At 63.8% G+C, this 18,990-nt stretch carries 21 protein-coding genes; 17 read left to right on the top strand and 4 right to left on the bottom strand.

What is annotated here, in order from left to right; genetic code table 11:
* Positions 1-384: 384 nt before the first annotated feature.
* The 4 genes from BXA07_RS11960 to BXA07_RS11945 all read left to right on the top strand — a co-directional run bounded on the left by BXA07_RS11960 (position 385) and on the right by BXA07_RS11945 (position 3,544).
* Positions 385-1,380 (top strand): RluA family pseudouridine synthase, encoded by a 996-nt coding sequence (locus tag BXA07_RS11960; protein WP_034785281.1) that lies wholly within the window; start codon positions 385-387, stop codon positions 1,378-1,380.
* A gap of 90 nt (positions 1,381-1,470) precedes the next feature.
* Positions 1,471-2,130, top strand: a complete 660-nt coding sequence (locus tag BXA07_RS11955; protein WP_076568149.1) for an HAD-IA family hydrolase — start codon at positions 1,471-1,473, stop codon at positions 2,128-2,130.
* The gene (locus BXA07_RS11950) at positions 2,127-2,504 is read left to right on the top strand and encodes a Rieske (2Fe-2S) protein (RefSeq protein ID WP_139335541.1); all 378 of its coding nucleotides are present in this window, start codon (positions 2,127-2,129) and stop codon (positions 2,502-2,504) included. The genes BXA07_RS11955 and BXA07_RS11950 overlap by 4 nt, the downstream gene beginning before the upstream one ends.
* Positions 2,505-2,545: 41 nt before the next feature.
* Positions 2,546-3,544, top strand: a complete 999-nt coding sequence (locus BXA07_RS11945) for a S49 family peptidase (protein ID WP_076568148.1) — start codon at positions 2,546-2,548, stop codon at positions 3,542-3,544.
* Between the two features lie 377 nt (positions 3,545-3,921).
* Here the strand turns inward: BXA07_RS11945 and BXA07_RS11940 are convergent, their stop codons facing one another.
* Positions 3,922-4,296: a hypothetical protein gene (locus BXA07_RS11940; RefSeq protein ID WP_076568147.1), complete on the bottom strand. Its 375-nt coding sequence runs from the start codon at positions 4,294-4,296 to the stop codon at positions 3,922-3,924.
* A gap of 258 nt (positions 4,297-4,554) precedes the next feature.
* Between BXA07_RS11940 and BXA07_RS11935 the strand changes: the two genes are divergently transcribed.
* The 12 genes from BXA07_RS11935 (at position 4,555) to BXA07_RS11880 (ending at position 16,736) form a co-directional block, all read left to right on the top strand.
* The gene (locus BXA07_RS11935) at positions 4,555-5,265 is read left to right on the top strand and encodes a pseudouridine synthase (RefSeq protein WP_076568146.1); all 711 of its coding nucleotides are present in this window, start codon (positions 4,555-4,557) and stop codon (positions 5,263-5,265) included.
* 85 nt (positions 5,266-5,350) lie between these two features.
* Positions 5,351-6,349 carry a fumarylacetoacetate hydrolase family protein gene (locus BXA07_RS11930; RefSeq protein WP_076568145.1) on the top strand — a complete coding sequence of 333 codons (999 nt, stop codon included), beginning with the start codon at positions 5,351-5,353 and terminating at the stop codon, positions 6,347-6,349.
* A 263-nt stretch (positions 6,350-6,612) separates the two neighbouring features.
* The gene (gene flhB / locus BXA07_RS11925) at positions 6,613-7,806 is read left to right on the top strand and encodes a flagellar biosynthesis protein FlhB (protein WP_076568144.1); all 1,194 of its coding nucleotides are present in this window, start codon (positions 6,613-6,615) and stop codon (positions 7,804-7,806) included.
* Entirely contained in the window at positions 7,803-9,899 is a 2,097-nt protein-coding gene (gene flhA / locus BXA07_RS11920) for a flagellar biosynthesis protein FlhA (RefSeq protein ID WP_076568143.1), read from the top strand. Before flhB ends, flhA begins: the two co-directional genes overlap by 4 nt.
* Positions 9,900-10,227: 328 nt before the next feature.
* Complete coding sequence (gene flhF / locus BXA07_RS11915) at positions 10,228-11,556, top strand: flagellar biosynthesis GTPase FlhF (RefSeq protein WP_076568142.1); 1,329 nt, start codon at positions 10,228-10,230, stop codon at positions 11,554-11,556.
* Positions 11,549-12,412, top strand: a complete 864-nt coding sequence (locus BXA07_RS11910) for a MinD/ParA family ATP-binding protein (protein ID WP_076568141.1) — start codon at positions 11,549-11,551, stop codon at positions 12,410-12,412. Before flhF ends, BXA07_RS11910 begins: the two co-directional genes overlap by 8 nt.
* A 45-nt stretch (positions 12,413-12,457) precedes the next feature.
* Positions 12,458-13,189, top strand: coding sequence for an RNA polymerase sigma factor FliA (locus BXA07_RS11905; protein WP_076568140.1), 732 nt, complete (start codon positions 12,458-12,460; stop codon positions 13,187-13,189).
* Positions 13,171-13,917: a flagellar motor protein gene (locus BXA07_RS11900; RefSeq protein WP_076568139.1), complete on the top strand. Its 747-nt coding sequence runs from the start codon at positions 13,171-13,173 to the stop codon at positions 13,915-13,917. Before BXA07_RS11905 ends, BXA07_RS11900 begins: the two co-directional genes overlap by 19 nt.
* A 5-nt stretch (positions 13,918-13,922) precedes the next feature.
* Complete coding sequence (gene motD, locus BXA07_RS11895; RefSeq protein WP_076568230.1) at positions 13,923-14,711, top strand: flagellar motor protein MotD; 789 nt, start codon at positions 13,923-13,925, stop codon at positions 14,709-14,711.
* Positions 14,712-14,762: 51 nt separating this feature from the next.
* Positions 14,763-15,125, top strand: coding sequence for a translation initiation factor Sui1 (locus BXA07_RS11890; RefSeq protein ID WP_076568138.1), 363 nt, complete (start codon positions 14,763-14,765; stop codon positions 15,123-15,125).
* Positions 15,126-15,196: 71 nt separating this feature from the next.
* The gene (locus tag BXA07_RS11885) at positions 15,197-16,054 is read left to right on the top strand and encodes a hypothetical protein (protein WP_076568137.1); all 858 of its coding nucleotides are present in this window, start codon (positions 15,197-15,199) and stop codon (positions 16,052-16,054) included.
* A gap of 121 nt (positions 16,055-16,175) precedes the next feature.
* Positions 16,176-16,736 (top strand): hypothetical protein, encoded by a 561-nt coding sequence (locus BXA07_RS11880; RefSeq protein WP_139335540.1) that lies wholly within the window; start codon positions 16,176-16,178, stop codon positions 16,734-16,736.
* A gap of 17 nt (positions 16,737-16,753) precedes the next feature.
* Here BXA07_RS11880 and BXA07_RS11875 read toward each other — a convergent pair whose 3' ends face one another.
* The 3 genes from BXA07_RS11875 to flgA all read right to left on the bottom strand — a co-directional run bounded on the left by BXA07_RS11875 (position 16,754) and on the right by flgA (position 18,345).
* On the bottom strand, positions 16,754-17,221 hold the full coding sequence (locus BXA07_RS11875; protein ID WP_076568135.1) for a flagella synthesis protein FlgN: 468 nt from the start codon (positions 17,219-17,221) through the stop codon (positions 16,754-16,756).
* Positions 17,222-17,229: 8 nt separating this feature from the next.
* Positions 17,230-17,538 (bottom strand): flagellar biosynthesis anti-sigma factor FlgM, encoded by a 309-nt coding sequence (flgM, locus tag BXA07_RS11870; RefSeq protein ID WP_076568134.1) that lies wholly within the window; start codon positions 17,536-17,538, stop codon positions 17,230-17,232.
* A gap of 111 nt (positions 17,539-17,649) precedes the next feature.
* Positions 17,650-18,345, bottom strand: coding sequence for a flagellar basal body P-ring formation chaperone FlgA (flgA, locus tag BXA07_RS11865; protein ID WP_076568133.1), 696 nt, complete (start codon positions 18,343-18,345; stop codon positions 17,650-17,652).
* 191 nt (positions 18,346-18,536) lie between these two features.
* Here flgA and flgB point away from each other — a divergent pair, with 191 nt between their 5' ends.
* The gene (gene flgB / locus BXA07_RS11860; protein WP_076568132.1) at positions 18,537-18,989 is read left to right on the top strand and encodes a flagellar basal body rod protein FlgB; all 453 of its coding nucleotides are present in this window, start codon (positions 18,537-18,539) and stop codon (positions 18,987-18,989) included.
* Position 18,990: the final 1 nt, after the last annotated feature.

The following is an 18,990-nucleotide window of genomic DNA, read 5'->3' as shown; positions in this document are numbered from 1 at the left end:
TGGCGAGGCTTGGCCTCAGCCTATTCATCGACAACCTCAGGTGGCCGCATACGGGATTTGGCGAAAACGGCAAGCGTTATCAACTTCATCAACCCGCGAGCCCGACTCGATAAGTCGCGCTAACGGGTACTTATCCTTATAATCCCACACTCACTTCAGCATCTCCACGCGTTATCCGATTACAACTACGGTGCAACCTTGATTCGCGCAGGGATGGTGCATATACATTTTTTTCCACCGAATTTGCAATTTGGCGAGGCCGGTGGAGACGCCCCTGTGTAAAATGTGCTTTTATTCTTACACTCGCAGCAGCCAGGGCCGCAGCAAAAACAATTATATATTCAAAATGAAGGACTTAGAGAGATTTCTGGGAAGACATAGTAAATGAAGAGTCAAAATGATGTTGTTCCCCCTTCAACACCCCCGGTTCAGCCGCAAGCCCAATTCGTAACGATCGCCGAGGAAGAAGCAGGCCAGCGCATCGACAACTACTTATTAAGAGTGTGCAAGGGAGTGCCTAAAAGCCATATCTACCGGATCTTGCGATCGGGAGAAGTGCGGGTAAATAAAGGTCGTATCGATCAGCTGTACCGTCTCGCCGCCGGCGACGTGGTGCGCATTCCGCCCGTGCGCGTGGCCGAAAAGGCGCCCACGGGCGCGCCGGCCGCCGAATTCAAGATCATCTTCGAGGATGCGCAGCTGCTCGTCATCGACAAGCCGGCCGGCGTGGCCGTGCATGGCGGCTCGGGCGTGTCGTTCGGCGTGATCGAGCAATTGCGCGCCTCGCGCCCCGACGCCAAGTTCCTGGAACTGGTGCACCGCCTGGACCGCGACACGTCCGGCTTGTTGTTGCTTGCAAAGAAACGTTCCGCGTTGACGAACTTGCACGAACAGATGCGCGACGGCGTCACCGACAAGCGCTATCTGGTGCTCGTGGCGGGCGACTGGAAGAATGCGCGCCAGCATATCAAGTTGCCATTGCATAAATATACGACGGCCGAAGGCGAGCGCAGGGTGGCCGTGCAGGCCGATGGCCTGGCGTCGCACACGGTATTTTCACTGTTGCATAAATATCACAACTTCGCCTTGCTGGAGGCGGAATTGAAGACGGGCCGCACGCACCAGATCCGCGTGCACCTGTCCTCGTCCGGTTTCCCCATCGCCGGCGACGATAAATATGGCGACTTCGCCCTCAACCGCGCCCTGTTGAAAGCCGACAGCACGCGCGGCGCCCTGAAACGCATGTTCCTGCACGCGCACCAGATCACGTTTACGCATCCGGAAACGGGCAAGACGATGACCCTGAATGCGCCGCTGGCTGCCGAATGCGAGCGTTTCTTGGTAAGCTTGGGCAAACCATTGGCCGTTGCCGCGCGATAGTCATCAAACGCGTGCGCGCGACGCTACCCACAAGGTAGTCAGTCGCCATCATTCATTCTCAAGGAGCCGGCGGCTGGGTCGTCGGAAAACATGGCAAGAAAGCAATTTGATCTGATCGTCTTCGATTGGGACGGCACCCTGATAGACAGTACCTCGACCATCGTCAAGTGCATCCAGGCGTCGGCCAAAGACCTGGGCTTGCCTGTTCCCACCGAATTGCAAGCCTCGCACGTGATCGGCCTGGGCTTGCAGGAAGCCATGCAGCTGGCGATGCCGGACGTGGAGCCGAAATACCATGCGCGCATGGCCGAGCGCTACCGTTATCACTATCTGTCGCGCGACCATGAACTGGCCCTGTTTCCGGGCGTGCATGAAATGCTGCTGGAATTGTCGCAGCAGGCGTATTTTCTTGCCGTCGCCACGGGCAAGAGCCGCGTCGGCCTGAACCGTTCGCTGAACGCCGTCAAGCTGCTGTCCCTGTTCGATGCGACACGTTGCGCGGATGAAACTTTCTCCAAGCCCCATCCGGCCATGCTGCAGGAGCTGACGCGCGAGCTGGGCCAGGATATGCGCCGCACCGTGATGATCGGCGACACCAGCCATGATTTATTGATGGCAAGCAATGCAGGGGCGGCCGGTATTGCCGTAGAGTATGGAGCGCATCCCGTCGAGCAGTTGCAGGCTTGCAAACCCCTGTATTCGGCCGCCACGGTGGCCGACCTGCATCAATGGCTCAGTGAGCACGCATGATGGGCGCTGTGCTGGAAGTGCTCATTTGCGCCGCCGACGCCGTGGCCGACGGCGGCAAGGGCGTGCGTTTTCCCGTGCTGGCCGGCGGCGAAGCGACGACAGGCTTTGTCGTGCGCCATGGCGGCAGGGCGTATGGCTACCTGAACCGCTGCGCCCACGTGCCGATCGAGCTGGACTGGGCCGAGGGCGAGTTTTTCGAGTCGAGCGGACTTTACCTGATGTGTTCGACGCATGGCGCCATCTATGTGCCGGAAAGCGGCTTGTGCGCGGGCGGCCCCTGCAAGGGCGGCCGCTTGCGTCCGATTCCCGTGGCCGAGCGCGATGGCCAACTGTACTGGCAGCCCGATGACTATGTCAGGCCTGTGCCGGCCTGATGCCTGGTGCCGGCCTTTTTGCAATGTGAGCGAAGTGAATTATGAGCGATAACACGAATGACAAGCTGGACAGTGGTGCGGCCGCCGGCAACGGCGCCCCTGCCGGCCACTGGGAACGCGACGTGCTGGAAAAACTGGTATTTGCCACGTTGCAAGAGCAGCGCGCGCACCGCCGCTGGAGCATCTTCTTCAAGATCTTCGGCCTGCTGATCGTGCTGTTCGCCCTGTGGGTGTTTTATGACTACAACACGGCCGACGACAGTGAAACCCTGGGCCGCCACACGGCCCTGATCGACATCAGCGGCGCCATCGAGTCCGAAGGCGCCGGTTCGGCCGCCGTCGTCATCCCCGCGCTGGACAAGGCCTTTTCCGACGCCGGCTCCGTGGCCGTGGTGCTGCATATTAATAGTCCGGGCGGCAGCCCCGTGCAGGCGGGCATGATCGTCGACGAGATGCAGCGCCTGCGCAAGGGCTATCCGGACAAGCCTTTATATGTGGTGGTCGATGAAATGTGCGCTTCGGGCGGCTATTACATCGCCGCCGCCGCCGACCGCATCTATGTCAACAAGGCCAGCGTGGTCGGCTCCATCGGCGTGCTGATGGATGGCTTCGGCTTTACGGGCGTGATGGAAAAAGTGGGCGTCGAGCGCCGCTTGCTGACGGCCGGCGACAACAAGGGCTTCATGGACCCGTTCAGCCCCCTGACCGACAAGCACAAGGCCCATGCGCAGGGCATGCTCAATGAAATCCACCAGCAGTTCATCGAGGTGGTGCGGGCGGGACGGGGCAAGCGCCTGAAGGAAACGCCGGACACCTTCTCGGGCCTGTACTGGACGGGGGCGAAAGCCGTGGAAATGGGCCTGGCCGACGATTTCGGCACGGTCGACAGCGTGGCGCGCGACGTCGTCAAGGCGGAAGACATCGTCGACTACACGCAGCACGAAGGCTTGCCGGAGCGGGTACTGAAGAAATTCGGCGCCGCCATGGGCGCGGGCGCCATGAAGGCAGCCGCGCAGCAGGCGCAACCGGCGTTGCGTTGAAGATATCTCTCGTAGTAACTTGATAAGCTAATCGAGAATGATTTTCAATAAGATGGCAATTTGCCTTGAAAATCGCCCCTACTGGGCTATAGTGAAAGCGTAGTTCTTTTCAAGGAGGGGCGATATATCTACTATGTTGTCAGTACTTTGATGGGCAGGTCCTGGAACTACTCGCCGCATCGCAGATGTGGTTTTGAGTGAATTTACATTCCTCACTAAAGTCCCGTTGGGGCTTGGGAACGGCGGCGCAATGCCGCCGTTTCCTTTTGTGCGTCGACGTCGCGGATGACCTGGACGTCGTGGCTGCCGCGGCGTGGGCCGGATGGCGGTGGTGGGCGTGCATGCGAAGGCAGGGCATGGGAGCCGGGTGTTGCGCCTCAGGCGGCGCAGTCGTCGCAATGCGCAGGCAAGATCGGGGCGGTGGATGGCTTAGCCTGCGCGCTGGCTCCCTTTGCGCCGTGCGCCGCGGACGCTGGCGCTGCCGCCTGTTCCGCTTCCTCTTCCGCCAGGGCAAAGCCGCCCTGTTCCAGCCAGCACATGAAATGGCATTGGGCTTCGGCATGCCAGCGTGCCTGGCTGGCCGGAGCGGGGCTGTCGTCCGGCGCCGGCCCGTCTGTGTCCTGCGCGGGAAGGGCGCCGCGCCAGCGCGCCAGGCCCAGATGAACTTTATGCATGGCGCTCTGTTCGGCGGCCATGCGGCTGCGCATGTCGGCGATGCTGCCTTGTAAGGCAATGGTGTTGATGTGCTTCATACGATATCCTTGTGAGGTCGTGGCTGCTGACATAATTCCTAAAGCACGTTAGGCGGATTCCTAACGAAGTTTCAGTCTATCAATCCGATATTCCGAGCGCTTGATATATCTCAAAGGAATTGGCCATTTGCCGCCAAATCTCACCTTGTTCTTTTTTATATTTCTGCCTGTGTCATGGTTTCCTGCTGCGCCATCCCTGGCGCAGGCGGCGCGCGGCGCCGCTTCACGCTGCCAGCCGCTTCTGGTACAGTCACGCCCATGAGTAAATTATCCCTAGACCGCATCCTGCAATCGCAGGGCTTTGGCACCCGCAAGTATTGCCGTTCCCTTATCGATGATGGCGACGTCGTCATCGATGGCGTCACCCAGACCAATTACCGCACCACCGTCGAGACCGAAGGCCTGGTGCTGCACGTCTTCGAGGAAGAGTGGGTCTACCGCGAACACCTGTATCTGGCGCTGTACAAGCCCGCCAACTTCGAATGCTCGCGCAAGCCCAGCCATCACCCTGGCGTGCTGACCCTGCTGCCGGAACAGTTCAGCTGGCGCGAAGTCCAGCCCGTCGGCCGGCTCGACCATGACACGACCGGCATGCTGCTGATGTCCGACGATGGGGCGTTTATCCATGCACAATCGTCGCCGAAGCGTCACGTTCCCAAGATTTACCAGGCCACGACGCAAGAACCCGTGACCGATGAGCTGGTGGCGCAGCTATTGGCCGGCGTGCAGTTGCACGACGAACCGGCCCCGCTGGCGGCCCTCGTCTGCGTCAAGCGCGGAGAATTCCAGCTCGAAATCGTGCTCGAACAGGGCAAATACCACCAGGTCAAGCGCATGCTGGCGGCCGCCGGCAACCATTGCAGCGCGCTGCACCGTTCCGCCATCGGCAGCCTGCCCCTGGAATCGCTGGGCATCGCCGAAGGCGAGTGGTGCTACCTCACGCCTGAACAGATCGCCCTCCTGGCATAACGTCCCACAGCGCCGAAGCCGGGTTTTCCCGGCTTTTTGGCGTCTTTAGCCTCCTATTGCCCGCATTTGACGAAGTTTTCCGTACATGAAATTAGCTACACTGAAGGATGGCACGCGCGATGGCCAGCTGGCGGTCGTCTCGCGCGACCTGAAAACGGCCCATCTGGCCGACGGCATCGCCCCGACCCTGCAAAAGGCGCTCGATGACTGGAGTTTCATCGCCCCCCAGCTCGATTTGCTGTACCAGACCATCAATAGCGGACGCGGCCACCGGGCCTTCGAGTTCGATCCTGCCAACTGCATGGCGCCCTTGCCGCGCACCAGCCTGCGCGTGGCCGGCGCGTCCTACCTGCAGCAGATCGAGCGGGCCTGCAAGGCGGCAGGCATTGACGCGCCCGCCAACTTGCGCGACGCGCCACGGATGTACCAGGGCGCCAGCGACGATTTCCTTGGCGCCCACGACGACATCACCCTGGCCTACGAGCAGTGGGGCATCGACTACGAGGCGGGCATCGCCGCCATCACGGACGACGTGGCCATGGGCTCGACGCCGGACCAGGCGCACCTGAACATCAAGCTCTTGATGCTGGTCAACGACATCACCCTGCGCAACCTGGCGCCCGACGAGCAGGCCGGCGGCTACGGCTACTTGCAGGCCAAGCCGGCCATGGCCTGCTCGCCTGTCGCCATCACGCCCGACGAGCTGGGCGACGCCTGGCGCGGCGGCAAGGTGCATTACGCCGTGCGCTGCAGCCTGAACGGCAAGTTGACGGGCCAGCCCCATGCGGGTGCCGACATGGCCTTCAATTACCCGCAATTGCTCGCCCACCTGTGCCAGACGCGCAATGCGCGCGCCGGCAGCGTGGTCAGCGCGGGCGGTATCGCCAACAAGGAAGTCAAGAAGGGATTTTCCAGCATCGTTGAGCGACGTAACCAGGAGATGATCGCCGATGGCGTGGCCGGCACGCCGTACTTGCTGTTTGGCGATGTTGTCCGACTGGAAATGCTGGGCGACGACGGCAAATCCTTGTTCGGCGCGATAGAGCAGACGGTGAAACAGGCCGAGGCGCGAAAAAATCGTTAGGGGCCACGAGAAAATGGCCATGACTGCGTTGCAGCCGCTCGCCGTACTACTCGTACTGTCTTCGGGGCTGCGCCTTGTCCTGCCCATTTTTCGGTCCCCTCTGAATTGGGCGCCTGCGGCGCCTGGTTTCATCCTGGCAAAGGAAAAGCAGGGGATTCGCCCTCCTTTTCCCTTGATGGCGTCGTGATGATTGAACCGATAATGCGTCATGCCCAGTCCGTATTGCGCCTAGCCAGGCCGCAGGACTTCACCGGAGTTGATTGATGTCGGAAGACAGCGACGCAGAAAAGACCGAAGCCGCGTCACCGAAGCGCCTCGAGCAGGCGCGTGAGGAAGGCGACGTTCCGCGATCGCGTGAAGTGGCCACGTTTACGGTGCTGATGGCGTCCGGCTGCTGCCTGTGGTTCGCCGGCGACGCCATCGTGCGGCGGCTGACGGCCGTCATGGTCTCCGGGCTGTCGCTGGACCGGGAGCAGATACTCAATCCCGATGCGATGATGTTGCGTATCGGCTACGACGTGGGCTCGGTCCTGCTGACCTGCCTGCCCTATGCCGTGGCCATCATGCTCGTGGCCCTGGCGTCGCCGCTGCTGGTGGGCGGCTGGCTGTTCAGTTCCAAGGCATTTACCCCGAATTTTGGCAAGCTCAACCCGATTCGCGGCCTGGGCAATATGGTGTCGAAGAATGCGCTGGTGGAATTGCTGAAAGCCATCGCCAAGACCCTCGTCGTCGGCGTCGTCGCCTGGATGGTGATGCAGCACCAGAAGGACGCCGTGCTGGGCCTGTCGGTCGAATCCCTGCGCGCCGGTTCCGCTCACCTGATCAGCCTGCTGATCACGGCGTTCCTGCTGATCGTCGGCGCGCTGGGACTGATCGCCGCCATCGACGGCCCCTACCAGATGTGGCATTACGCCAACAAGATGAAAATGACCTTGCAGGAAGTCAAGCAGGAGTCCAAGGAATCGGACGGCAATCCGCAGATCAAGGCGAAGATCCGCCAGATGCAGCATGAAATGTCGCGCCGCCGCATGATGGCCGACGTGCCCACGGCCGACGTGGTGGTGACCAACCCGACCCACTACGCGGTGGCGCTGAAATACGGCGAGAATTCGCGCGGCGCGCCGCAGGTGGTGGCCAAGGGCGTCGACGAGGTGGCGGCGAAGATCCGCGAGCTGGCCGGCGAGCACAAGGTCGCCATCCTGGAAGCGCCGGCCCTGGCCCGCGCCCTGTACAAGCACACGGACATCGGCGACGAGATTCCCGAGGCGCTGTACGGCGCCGTGGCCGAAGTGCTGGCCTACGTGTTCCAGCTGCGCAGCTATGGCAGCGGCCACGGCCAGCGTCCCGACAAGCCGAAAAAACTCGACGTGCCGCCCGAGCTCGACCCGCTCGACCCCGCATCGCAGATCAAGGCCGCGGCAGACGCGGCAGACAAGAATAAAGGAAGCACACCATGAACGGCCTGACCATGCCAGCCTGGCTCAGCGGATTGAAGGGCAACGCCAGCAAGGGCATCGCCGCACCGGTCATCATCATCATGCTGCTGGCGATGATGGTGCTGCCGCTGCCTGCCTTCATCCTCGACATTTTCTTCAGCTTTAATATTGCGCTGTCCATCATCGTGCTGCTGACGGCGCTGTACACGGTCAAGCCGCTCGATTTCATGGCCTTTCCGACCATTTTGCTCGTGTCGACCATGCTGCGCCTGTCGCTGAACGTGGCTTCCACGCGCGTGGTGCTGACGGAAGGCCATACGGGCGCCGACGCGGCCGGTAAAGTCATTGAAGCCTTCGGTCACTTCTTGATTGGCGGTAACTACACGGTCGGTATCGTCGTGTTTATCATTTTGACCATCATCAACTTCACGGTGGTCACCAAGGGTGCGGGCCGTATCGCCGAGGTGGGCGCACGCTTCGCGCTGGACGCCATGCCCGGCAAGCAGATGGCCATCGACGCCGACCTGAACGCCGGCCTGATCGGCGAGGACGAGGCGCGCCGCCGCCGCACGGAAGTGGCGCAGGAAGCGGAATTCTACGGCGCCATGGACGGTGCCAGCAAATACGTGCGCGGCGACGCCATCGCCGGCATCATGGTCACCGTCATCAACATCGTCGGCGGCTTGCTGGTGGGTTTGCTGCAGCACGACATGGGCTTTGCCGATGCGCTCAAGAACTACACCCTGCTGGCCATCGGTGACGGCCTGGTGGCGCAGATTCCTTCGCTGATCATTTCCACGGCGGCCGGTATCGTCGTCTCGCGCGTGGCCAGCGAACAGGACATCGGCACCCAACTGGTCGGTCAATTGTTTGCGAAACCGCAAGTGCTGTACATTACCGCCGGCATCATCGGCGGCATGGGCCTGATTCCCGGCATGCCGAACATGGTCTTCATCCTGCTGGCCTCGCTGCTGGCCGGTTCCGCCTACCTGATCAGCAAGTCGCGGGCGCAGGCGAAGGAGGCGGCCGAGGCGCCGGCCGAAGTGCCGCAAGCGACCGTGGCGCCCGAGCAGGAAGAAGCCAGCTGGCAAGACATCATGCCCGTCGACACCCTGGGCCTGGAAGTGGGCTACCGTTTGATTCCCCTGGTCGACAAGACGCAGGGTGGCGAATTGCTCAAGCGCATCAAAGGCATCCGCAAGAAATTCGCCCAGGAAGTGGGCTTCCTGGCACCGCCCGTGCATATCCGCGACAACCTGGAACTGAAGCCCTCGGCCTACCGCATCACCCTCAAGGGCGTGGAAGTGGGCGTGGGCGAGGCCTACAACGGCCAGTTTTTGGCGATCAACCCCGGCATGGCCAGCGGTACCTTGCCCGGCCTGGCCACCACCGACCCCGCCTTCGGCCTGCCTGCCACGTGGATCGAGGCCAGCTTGCGCGACCAGGCGCAATCGATGGGCTACACGGTGGTCGATGCGGGCACCGTGGTGGCCACGCACCTGAACCACCTGATCACCTCGCACGCGTCGGAACTGCTGGGCCGCGCCGAAGTGCAGTCGCTGCTCGACCACCTGGGCAAGGAGTCGCCGCGCCTGGTGGAAGACCTGGTGCCGAAGATGCTGTCGCTGTCGACCCTGCAGAAGGTGCTGCAGAACCTGCTGGCCGAAGGCGTGCACATCCGCGACATGCGCACCATCATCGAAACCCTGGCCGAGCATACGGTCAATACGCAGGACCCGAACGACCTGACGGCGCTGGTGCGCGTGGGCCTGGGCCGCGCCATCGTGCAGCAGCTGTTCCCCGGCGCGGCCGAGCTGTCCGTCATGACCCTGGACAGCCGCCTGGAGCGCCTGCTGATGCAGGCGATGGGCAATGGCGGCGACGGCGCCGGCATCGAGCCGGGCCTGGCCGACACCATCGCCCACCAGGCGGGCCTGGCCGCGCAGCAGCAGGAAGCGCTGGGCCTGACGCCCGTGCTGCTGGTACCGGCGCCGCTGCGCGCCCTGCTGTCGCGCTTCCTGCGTCGCGCCTTGCCGCAGCTGAAGGTGCTGTCGCATGCGGAAGTGCCGGAAACCAAGACCATCCGCGTCACGGCGCTGGTGGGCGCGCAATAGTTGCCTTGTCAATGCCGGCGTCAACCCCTCAACACCGCCAGCACGAAGGTCATCGCCAACGTGCGAGGGGGACTCGGCGCCCCCGTCTGACCCCCAGCGACTGCCGCTTCGCCATTTTGCTTATTTTTTCATCAATTTCCATTCGGCAAACTGAATAACGGGTACTTTCCCGTCCTGTTCCTTCGATCATTTCCTCCAAGCATCGCTAATAATGGAAACTGTCCGGGTGATCTGTGTCCATGTGGAAGACAGCACTCAAGCAACAGGAGTCGATGATGGTCACACAGTTCAGCCCATATTGCGCCACACCCGCCCCGGGAGGCCGGTCATGAATGTGAAGAAATTTACGGGCGCCTCGTCGCGCGATGCGCTGCGCAAGGTGCGCGAGGCGCTCGGCCCTGACGCCGTGATCCTGTCGAACCGCCAGGGCGATGGCGTGGTGGAAATCCTCGCGCTGGCCAATGACGACGCCGCCTCGCTGGCGTCGCCGCCGGCCGCCTCGGAAATGGCCCAGCCCCGTCCCCAGTTGCAGACCCAGTTCGCCACGCCGCAGCGTCCGGCCGCCCCGGCCCAGCGCCCTGCGGCGCCACGTCCTGCCGCGCCGCGCCAGGCAGCCGGCGAGCCAGTGGACATGGCCCGCATGCAGCAGATGATGGCCAGCGCCCTGGCGCACGTGAAGGAAAACGCGGCCGCCGAAATGAGCGGCATGATGAATGAAATCCGCGCCATGCGCGGCATGATGGAAACCCAGCTGGCGGAAATCTCGTGGGGCTCGACCCAGCAGCGCGAGCCGCAAAAGGCCGTCGTGCTGCGCGAGATGCTGGCCGCCGGCTTTTCGGCCAGCCTGGCGCGTTATCTGATCGACAAGCTGCCGGCCGGCCTGGACGGCGCACAAAGCATGCGCTGGATCAAGACCGTCCTCAGCCGCAACCTGAATTCCGTCGCCAATGAAGACGCCATGCTGGAGCAGGGCGGCGTGTTCGCGCTGGTGGGGCCGACCGGTGTCGGCAAGACCACCAGCACGGCCAAGCTGGCTGCCCGCTGCGTGATGCGCCACGGCCCGGAAAAGCTGGCCCTGATCACCACGGACGCCTACCGTATCGGCGCGCACGAACAGCTGCGCATCTACGGCAAGATCCTCGGCGTGATGGTGCACTCGGTGAAGGATGAAGCGGACTTGCGCATCGCCCTGAAGGAATTGAAGAACAAGCACACGGTGCTGATCGATACGGTGGGCGTGAGCCAGCGCGACCAGATGGTGACGGAACAGGTGGCCATGCTGTCGGGCGCCGGCGCCGACGTGAAGCGTTTGCTGTGCCTCAACTCCACGGCGACGCAGGAAACCCTCAACGAAGTGGTGCGCGCCTACCAGGGCAGCGGCCTGGCCGGCTGCATCATGACCAAGCTCGATGAAGCGGCCTCGATCGGCAACGTGCTCGACGTGGTGATCCGCCAGAAACTCAACCTGTTCTACGTGTCGAACGGCCAGCGCGTGCCGGAAGACCTGCACCTGGCCGACCGTGGCTACCTGATCGACCGCGCCTTCAAGCTCAAGCGCGATACGGCGGCGACGCAGTTTTCCGACGCCGAACTGCCGCTGCTGATGGCGCAGGCGGCCGCCCGCAACAATGAAGCACGCGGGGTGCGCCTTGGCTAACTTTGATTTCGATCAGGCCGAAGGCCTGCGCCGCATGCTGGCCGGACCGCAGCCGCGCGTCATGACCTTCTTGTCCGCCACGCCGCAGGACGACAAGGGCGCCATGCTGGTGAACCTGGGCGCCTCGCTGGCCTACGGCGGCAATGAAGTGCTGCTGGTCGACGCCAGCGGCAGCAGCGACGGCGTCGCCTCGCGCCTGGGCCTGGCGCACGGCGCCAGCCTGCTCGACGTGGCGCGCCAGCAGTGCGGCCTGAACCAGGTGATCCACCAGGTGCCGCAGGGCTTCGGCGTGGCGCACATGGGCGCGCGCAACCATCTGATGGACAGCATGGACTATGCGGGCGACGACGATACGCGCCGCCTGGGCAAGACCTTCGAGGTGATGGCGCGCCAGAGCGGCATCGTGCTGGTCGACGGCGTCGTGGCCGAGCAGGGCGACTGCTTCCCCGTGCCGCTGATGGCTTCGTCGGACATCGTCGTGCAGGTGTCCAACAGCGCCACCTCGATCAAGGCGGCGTACTGCCTGATCAAGCGCCTGAACCAGGAGCTGGGACGCCGTCCCTTCGGCATCCTGGTTACCGGCGCTTCCGAAACCGAGGCAAAAGTGGTGTACGATAATATGGCGCAAGCCGCAAGCCGCTATCTGGCCGTGAAACTGACGTCGATGGGTTCCGTGCCGGCCGACGAATACCTGCACCGCGCCGCGCGCCTGGGCCGCAGCGTGGTCGATGCGTTTCCGCTGGCCGGCGCGTCGGTGGCGTTCCGCGGACTGGCCGAGCGGCTGGTGCGTTCGGCGGCGCCCGTATTGGGAAGCACCTTGTACCAGACGGGGAGCGCACACCATTTCAGCGCCTGAATCCAACCGTAGCACCAGATAAGACGATAAAACAATAAGCAGCCTATGTACACGGTCAAAGGGAAATCGAACAAGGACTATTTGCTGACGGAGCATATTCCGCTGGTAAAGCGTCTGGCGCACCATATGAAGGCGAAGTTGCCGCCTTCGGTCGAGGTCGATGACCTGATCCAGGCCGGCATGATCGGCCTGCTCGACGCCATCAGCCGCTACGAGGAAACGCATGGCGCGCAGTTCGAGACGTATGCCGTGCTGCGCATCCGCGGCGCCATGCTCGATGAGCTGCGCACCAGCGACTGGCTGCCGCGCAGCATGCGCCAGAACATGCGCAAGATCGAGGAGGCGATGAGCATCCTGCAGCAGCGTCTCGGCCACCCGCCGACGGAGTCGGAAGTGGCGAAACTGCTGAAAATGTCGCTGGCCGACTACCAGGAAATGCTGGGCGACGGCGGCGGCCACCAGCTCGTGTACTACGAAGATTTTCATGACCCGGACGGCAATGACAGCTTCCTCGACCGCCATTGCGTGGACGAGGGCAGCGACCCCTTGCGGTCCCTGCTCGATACCGATTTCCGGCAGTCCGTGATCGACGCCATCGATGCGCTGCCGCCACGCGAGAAAATACTCATGGGCCTGTACTACGAAGAAGAGCTGAATCTGAAGGAGATCGGCGCGGTGATGGGCGTGTCCGAATCGCGCGTCTCGCAGCTGCATACGCAGGCCGTCGCGCGCCTGCGCGCAACCTTGAGGGAGCTGGCGTGGACTGGTCCAGCGTAATCGGGCTGGCGCTGGCGCTGGCGGGCCTCCTGGTCGGCCAGGCACTGGAAGGCGGCAAGATGGCCTCGCTGCTGCAGCCGGCCGCTTTCGCCATCGTCATCGTCGGCACCTTCGGCGCCGTGCTGCTGCAGACGCGGCTGCGTACTTTTGTCCGCGGCCTGGAAATGCTGCGCTGGGTCTTCCTGCCGCCGCCGGACACGCGCGCCGCGCTGGCGCGCGACATCGGGCAATGGAGCCTGACGGCGCGCCGCGACGGCCCGCTGGCGCTCGAGCGCCTGATGGAAAACACGGCCGACCGTTTCAACGCCAAGGGCTTGCGCATGATCGTCGACGGCATCGCGCCCGACAAGCTGCGCCAGCTGCTCGACGTGGAAATCTCCGCCTACGAAATGGCCGAGCGCCAGGCCGTCAAGGTGTGGGAATCGGCGGCCGGCTATTCGCCCACCATCGGCATCCTGGGCGCCGTGCTCGGTTTGATACACGTCATGGAAAACCTTACCGACCCCAGTAAATTAGGCGGCGGCATCGCCGTGGCCTTCGTCTCGACGATCTATGGCGTAGGCCTGGCCAATCTGCTGTTCTTGCCAGTAGGCAATAAGCTCAAGGCCATCGTCTCGCGCCGGGTGGTGCAGTACGAAATCACGGCCGCCGTGCTGTACGACATCGCCACGGGCGACCATACGCGCATCATCGAAGAGCGCGTCGCCAGCCTCCTGCACGAGCACTGACCATGATGCGGCGCGCGCGCAGGAAGTATGACGAGGAACCGGACAACCAGGACCGCTGGCTGATCTCGTATGCCGACTTCATCACCCTGCTGTTCGCGTTTTTCGTCGTCATGTATGCGATTTCGCAAGTCAACGAGGGAAAATACCGCGTCTTCCAGAACGCCATCGGCCAGGCCTTCAGCCTGGACAAGGGCGCGCCGCCCATCATCATGGAAGCGCCGCAGGCCATTGCGCTGCCGAACCCCGCCCTGAAGCGCCGCACGGAAGCCATCCGCCGCGAGCGCGAACACATGACGCGCCTGGCGCAGGACCTGACCTCCACGCTGGCGCCGCTGGTCAAGGAGGGCAAGGTGCGCGTGACGCAGACGAGCCGTGGCGTGAGCGTGGAAATCAACGCCAGCGTGCTGTTCGACCCGGGCGCGGCGCGCCTGACGCCGGAATCGGACCAGGCCCTGCGCGCCGTCGCCGTGCTGCTCAAGGACGACACGCACGACGTGCAGGTGGAAGGGCATACGGACGTCCAGCCGATCAGCAATTCGAACTTCGCCTCGAACTGGGAACTGTCGGCCGCGCGCGCCAGCGCCGTCGTGCGCCTGTTCATCGCCAGCGGCGTGCAGGCCACGCGCCTGACGGCCGTCGGCCACGCCGACAACATCCCCGTGGCGCCCAACGCCACGCCGGAAGGGCGCGCGCGCAACCGCCGGGTCGCCGTGACGATCTTGTCGGGCATCCCCGAGACGGTGACGGAAGTGCCGACGCCGCCCGTGGCGCCAGCGCCGGCTCCCGCCAACTGAACCCCGCCGCTTGGTACAATCGCGGCCTTTCCATACTCTTCCTTCTCCATCATGAAAAGCAGTTCCCCGGGCGGTTTAGTGTATTCCACCGAAACGGGCCGCATGTGCCCCGCCTGCCGCCAGCCGCTGGCGCAGTGCGCGTGCAAGGCGCAGGCCCAGGCGGCGCCCGCGGGCGACGGCGTGGTGCGCGTGTCGCGCCAGACCAAGGGCCGCGGCGGCAAGAGCGTCACCGTGGTGAAAGGCCTGGCGCTGGACGCCATCGCCCTGGCCCTGCTGGGCAAGCAGCTGCGCACGCAGTGCGGCTCGGGCGGCACCGTCAAGGATGGCGTGATCGAAGTGCAGGGCGATCATGTCGAGACAGTGATGGCGGCGCTGGCCAAGCTGGGCCACCAGGCGAAAAAGGCCGGCGGCTGAGCGTGCGGAGGCGTGCGGCCCGCTGCCGTGCGCCTGTGGTAACGTGCATTTCCTTTTATGCGCCACCTCATATGAACAGCAAACTGAGCGGTATCGCCATCGCCGCTGCCATCGCGGCAGTGCTGGCGCTCGTGTACTGGCCCGCACCCGATGGCGGCGCGCCGGACACTGGCGCCACCGCTGCCGCCGGCGCGCCGCCGGGACGCAGCCTGGAATCGTACCTGAAGCTCGACGCCAGCCCGGCCGCCGATGCCGCGCCAGTTCCCGTGACGCTGGCGCAGCAGCTTGCGCGCCTGGGCGCCAGCGGCAGGCCGGAAGACGCGTATGCGGCCTACAACCTGCTCGACGATTGTATTTCGTTTGAGAAAGAAGGCCGGCTGGCCGGGCTGGAATTCGAGCTGGGACGCGAAATGACGGCCGAGGAAAAAGCCGCGCAGCGGCAGCTGTGCGCGGGCCTGACGCAGCGCCAGCGCGAGGACCGCCTCGGCTACCTGGCCACCGCCGCGCAGGCCGGCGTGCCGGGCGCGGCCACGCTGTTCCTGTCGGAAGGCCCGTTCGGCGACCGCAGCGCGCTGCGCAACCGTCCCGACGATCCGCTGGTGCAGGCGTGGAAGCGGCAGGCCATCGCCCAGCTGACGGCGCAGGCGGACGAGGCGGAACTGAGCAGTGTCTCGACCCTGATGATGGCCTACCTGCGCGATGGCGAGGTGGTGCAGAAGGACGCGGCGCAAGCCTACGGCTACCTGCTGGCCCTGCGCATGGTCTATGGCGATATCCTCGCGCCCGGCGTCACCAATCCCTACCAGGACGAATACTGGCACTGGCTGCAGGACGAACTGACGCCGGCGCAGCAGGCCGCCGCCATGGCAAAAGGACAAGCCATCGCGGCGAAGTTCCGCCAGCATGCGGGGCGTGCCGGGCACGGCTGAGGTGCGCGGGCTGCGGATGCCTGTCTGGTGAAACAATTCACGTCATTTGGCGCCGCCGCGCCGCGCTATGATGGTGCCGCAACGGCCCACGGGGGCAGGGTGCCATGAGGAACAATAGACGGTGTTGAAAGCGATAATTTTGGCGGTGTCGCCGCTCGATATCCAGTGGGCTGCCCTGCGGTCACGCATGGCAACGCAGCCGATGCGGAGCGCCATGTGCCTGGGCTTGTGTGCGGGCGCCATCAATGCTCTCATTGCCATGCTGCTGCTGTTGGCAGTCCTGGCCTTGTTCTCGCCACAGCAACTGGGCGGCGCCGCTTCATCATCGCTGGAAGGTGCGGGCACGGCCCGGATATTCTGGGCAGCCGTCATCTGGGCGCCGCTGTTCGAGACGCTCATCGGGCAGTGGCTGCCGCTTGAAGTGTTGCGCCGCTACAAGGTGCGTGCCGGCTACAGCCTGCTGGTCGGCGCGATGCTGTTTTCCTTCCTGCATGTCATGAGCGGCTCCGGCATTTTGCATGCCAGCATGACCTTGATTGCCGGAGGTATCTTCGCGGCCAGCTACCTGGCGGCGCGCAGCCAGGGCCTGGCGCCCGCCTATGTGGCGGCCGCCACGGCGCATGCGTGCAGCAATGGATTAATACTGTGCGGGTCGCTCGTGTTTCCCGATTTGTCGGGATGAGCGCCAAATCAAGGCTGTCAGCCGATGACGACGCGCCGGCTGGCCGTGTTCGTCGTCGGTTGGCCGCTGGGGCCGTAGAAATTGCCGCTCTGGGCCGGGGGGCGCATGGCGTTCAGCGCGCCTTGCGTGTGCAGCATGTGCTTGTTGACCAGCAGGCTGTTCAGCCGGTTCTGTTCCTTCGCCTCGCGTGTCGTCTCGAGCAGGGATTTCCACAGGGGCGCCGCTTCGGCTTCGCCGGCGCCGACGAGCCAGTCTTCCATGCCCGCTTCGGCGGCCGCGTAGCCCGCCGCCGCCAGCGCCTGGTGGCGTTGCGCCGCCAGCCTGTTCAATTGTCCCACCAGTGCCGTCTTGCGCGCCGTGAGCTCCGTGATTGCATCGATGTCAGCCGCAACCAGATGCAGCTGTTCTTCTTTCATCAATGCCAGCAATGTGGTCATGAGCTGTTGCTCGTCGCGCAGGCTGGAAAACGGAGTCACTGATTGCATGAGGAAACCTATCTATTTCGTGAGTGCAGCAAGTCCTTGACCGTGTCGAGGAGCCCGTCCGCCACTTTTTCAGAGTTGACCTGGAACTGGCCGTCGGCGATCGCCAGTTTGATGCGTTCGACTTTTTTCGTGTCGAACACGGCGCCGCTGCCGGCAGTTGCACTGGCCGCTAATGCCTGTCCTTGCGGCGACAGGCGTACATTGTCCGACGTCGTCGGTGCTGCTTGCGCTTTCTCGGCATTGCGGGCGCCCGAGGTATTCGCGGGCGCTACCGGCAGGCCGGGATTGCTTTTAATGGTGTTGTCGGTAATTTTCACAGCGTGATCCTCGTCTGGTCGAAGTCAAAAAACTCCGGGATATGTCTACTTATCGGCATCATATCCAGGAACTTTAGTGCGCCAGACTACAATATCGCTATCGATCCGTGTTCAGAATGCTACTTCGACCATGCCGCCGGGCCGCGCCACGCCGCTGATCTGCTGGCCGCTCTGCGTGCGCACCTGCACCGTCTGCCCGTCGCCGGCGCTGCCGATGGCGCGTCCTTCTGATGCTACCTGGAAACCGTTGCCGCTGGAAACGACCCGCACCAGCTGGCCCTGCATGACGACCGGCTTGCGGCGCAGCGTGTCGAGGCGCATCGGCGTGCCTGGCGGCAAGGAAATATTCGTGCTGGCGCCCACCACCTGGGCCATGTCGGTGGCTATGCCTGCGGGCAATGCTGCCAGGTCTCCCTGCATGGTCACCAGCTGGCTGGCGTCGATGGCCTGTCCTTGCGCCAGCGGCACGGCGCTGGCCACGTAGTCGCCGACGACGGCGACATTCGCCTGCAGGTAGATGGTCCAGCTGGACGGGGCCGTGCAGCGCACGCCCACGGTGGTCTTGCCCCAGGCCCGGCTGCCGGGCGCCATGAACGCCTGCGGCGCGGGGCAGGCGGCCAGGTTCAGGCGCGGATCGACGGCGCCGACGGTGATCGTCACCTTGCCGGGCAAGCCATTGCTTTGCACTTGCAGAAATTGTTCCACGCTGTTGCGCAAGGCTTCCGGCGTCTGCCGGCCGGCGGTTTGCGCCTGCGCCGTAGGAGTCAGGGCGGCTAGGGCGAGGAGGAAAGCAAGCGGTGTCTTCATGGTGATAGGCCTCTGGAATGTTGCCATGATAGTGCCCGCCGCCCTGTTTGAAGCGCCGATTAAGGGGTAAAAGTGCGGTCTGATCCGGCGATGGCCTGGCAGGCGCCCGCCTTACTATATTTCCTGTCATCACTATACCGCCATCCTTCCGCCATCTCTGGCGCCAGTGGCAGATCTTTCCGGAGCCTGACATGATAGGGAAACTCGACGATTACATGCGCTTCAACGAGACGGCGCTGAGCCTGCGCTCGACGCGCCAGGAATTGCTCGCCTCGAATATCGCCAATGCCGACACGCCCAATTACAAGGCGCGCGACGTCGATTTCGCCGCCGCCCTGAAGGGAGCGATGGCGCGCAAGGATGGCGTGCCGCCCGCCCTGAAGGGCACGGCGCCGCAGCATATGCCGGGCAAGGGCGTCGCCGCAGCCGTGGGTGGCAGCACCGGTGGCAAGGTCGAGACCCTGGTCGACGGCACGCCGCTGCTGTACCGCGCGCCGGCCCAGGGCGCCGTCGATGGCAATACGGTCGACATGGACCTTGAACGCAACGCCTTTGCCGACAACGCCATCCGCTACGAGGCGGCCGTGACCTTCCTCAACTCGCAGATCAAGGGCATGCTGACGGCCATCCAGGGAGGACAGTAAT

The organism is Janthinobacterium sp. TND4EL3, from assembly GCF_900156175.1.
Lineage (GTDB): Bacteria > Pseudomonadota > Gammaproteobacteria > Burkholderiales > Burkholderiaceae_D > Janthinobacterium.
Note: the sequence above shows the minus strand (reverse complement) of the source record. Positions and strands in the feature narration are given on the sequence as shown.

Coding starts and splice junctions, on each gene's coding strand:
- BXA07_RS11960 (WP_034785281.1), top strand. CDS start 385: ATGAAGAGTCAAAATGATGTTGTTCCCCCTTCAACACCCCCGGTTCAG.
- BXA07_RS11955 (WP_076568149.1), top strand. CDS start 1,471: ATGGCAAGAAAGCAATTTGATCTGATCGTCTTCGATTGGGACGGCACC.
- BXA07_RS11950 (WP_139335541.1), top strand. CDS start 2,127: ATGATGGGCGCTGTGCTGGAAGTGCTCATTTGCGCCGCCGACGCCGTG.
- BXA07_RS11945 (WP_076568148.1), top strand. CDS start 2,546: ATGAGCGATAACACGAATGACAAGCTGGACAGTGGTGCGGCCGCCGGC.
- BXA07_RS11940 (WP_076568147.1), bottom strand. CDS start 4,296: ATGAAGCACATCAACACCATTGCCTTACAAGGCAGCATCGCCGACATG.
- BXA07_RS11935 (WP_076568146.1), top strand. CDS start 4,555: ATGAGTAAATTATCCCTAGACCGCATCCTGCAATCGCAGGGCTTTGGC.
- BXA07_RS11930 (WP_076568145.1), top strand. CDS start 5,351: ATGAAATTAGCTACACTGAAGGATGGCACGCGCGATGGCCAGCTGGCG.
- flhB (WP_076568144.1), top strand. CDS start 6,613: ATGTCGGAAGACAGCGACGCAGAAAAGACCGAAGCCGCGTCACCGAAG.
- flhA (WP_076568143.1), top strand. CDS start 7,803: ATGAACGGCCTGACCATGCCAGCCTGGCTCAGCGGATTGAAGGGCAAC.
- flhF (WP_076568142.1), top strand. CDS start 10,228: ATGAATGTGAAGAAATTTACGGGCGCCTCGTCGCGCGATGCGCTGCGC.
- BXA07_RS11905 (WP_076568140.1), top strand. CDS start 12,458: ATGTACACGGTCAAAGGGAAATCGAACAAGGACTATTTGCTGACGGAG.
- motD (WP_076568230.1), top strand. CDS start 13,923: ATGCGGCGCGCGCGCAGGAAGTATGACGAGGAACCGGACAACCAGGAC.
- BXA07_RS11890 (WP_076568138.1), top strand. CDS start 14,763: ATGAAAAGCAGTTCCCCGGGCGGTTTAGTGTATTCCACCGAAACGGGC.
- BXA07_RS11885 (WP_076568137.1), top strand. CDS start 15,197: ATGAACAGCAAACTGAGCGGTATCGCCATCGCCGCTGCCATCGCGGCA.
- BXA07_RS11875 (WP_076568135.1), bottom strand. CDS start 17,221: ATGCAATCAGTGACTCCGTTTTCCAGCCTGCGCGACGAGCAACAGCTC.
- flgA (WP_076568133.1), bottom strand. CDS start 18,345: ATGAAGACACCGCTTGCTTTCCTCCTCGCCCTAGCCGCCCTGACTCCT.
- flgB (WP_076568132.1), top strand. CDS start 18,537: ATGATAGGGAAACTCGACGATTACATGCGCTTCAACGAGACGGCGCTG.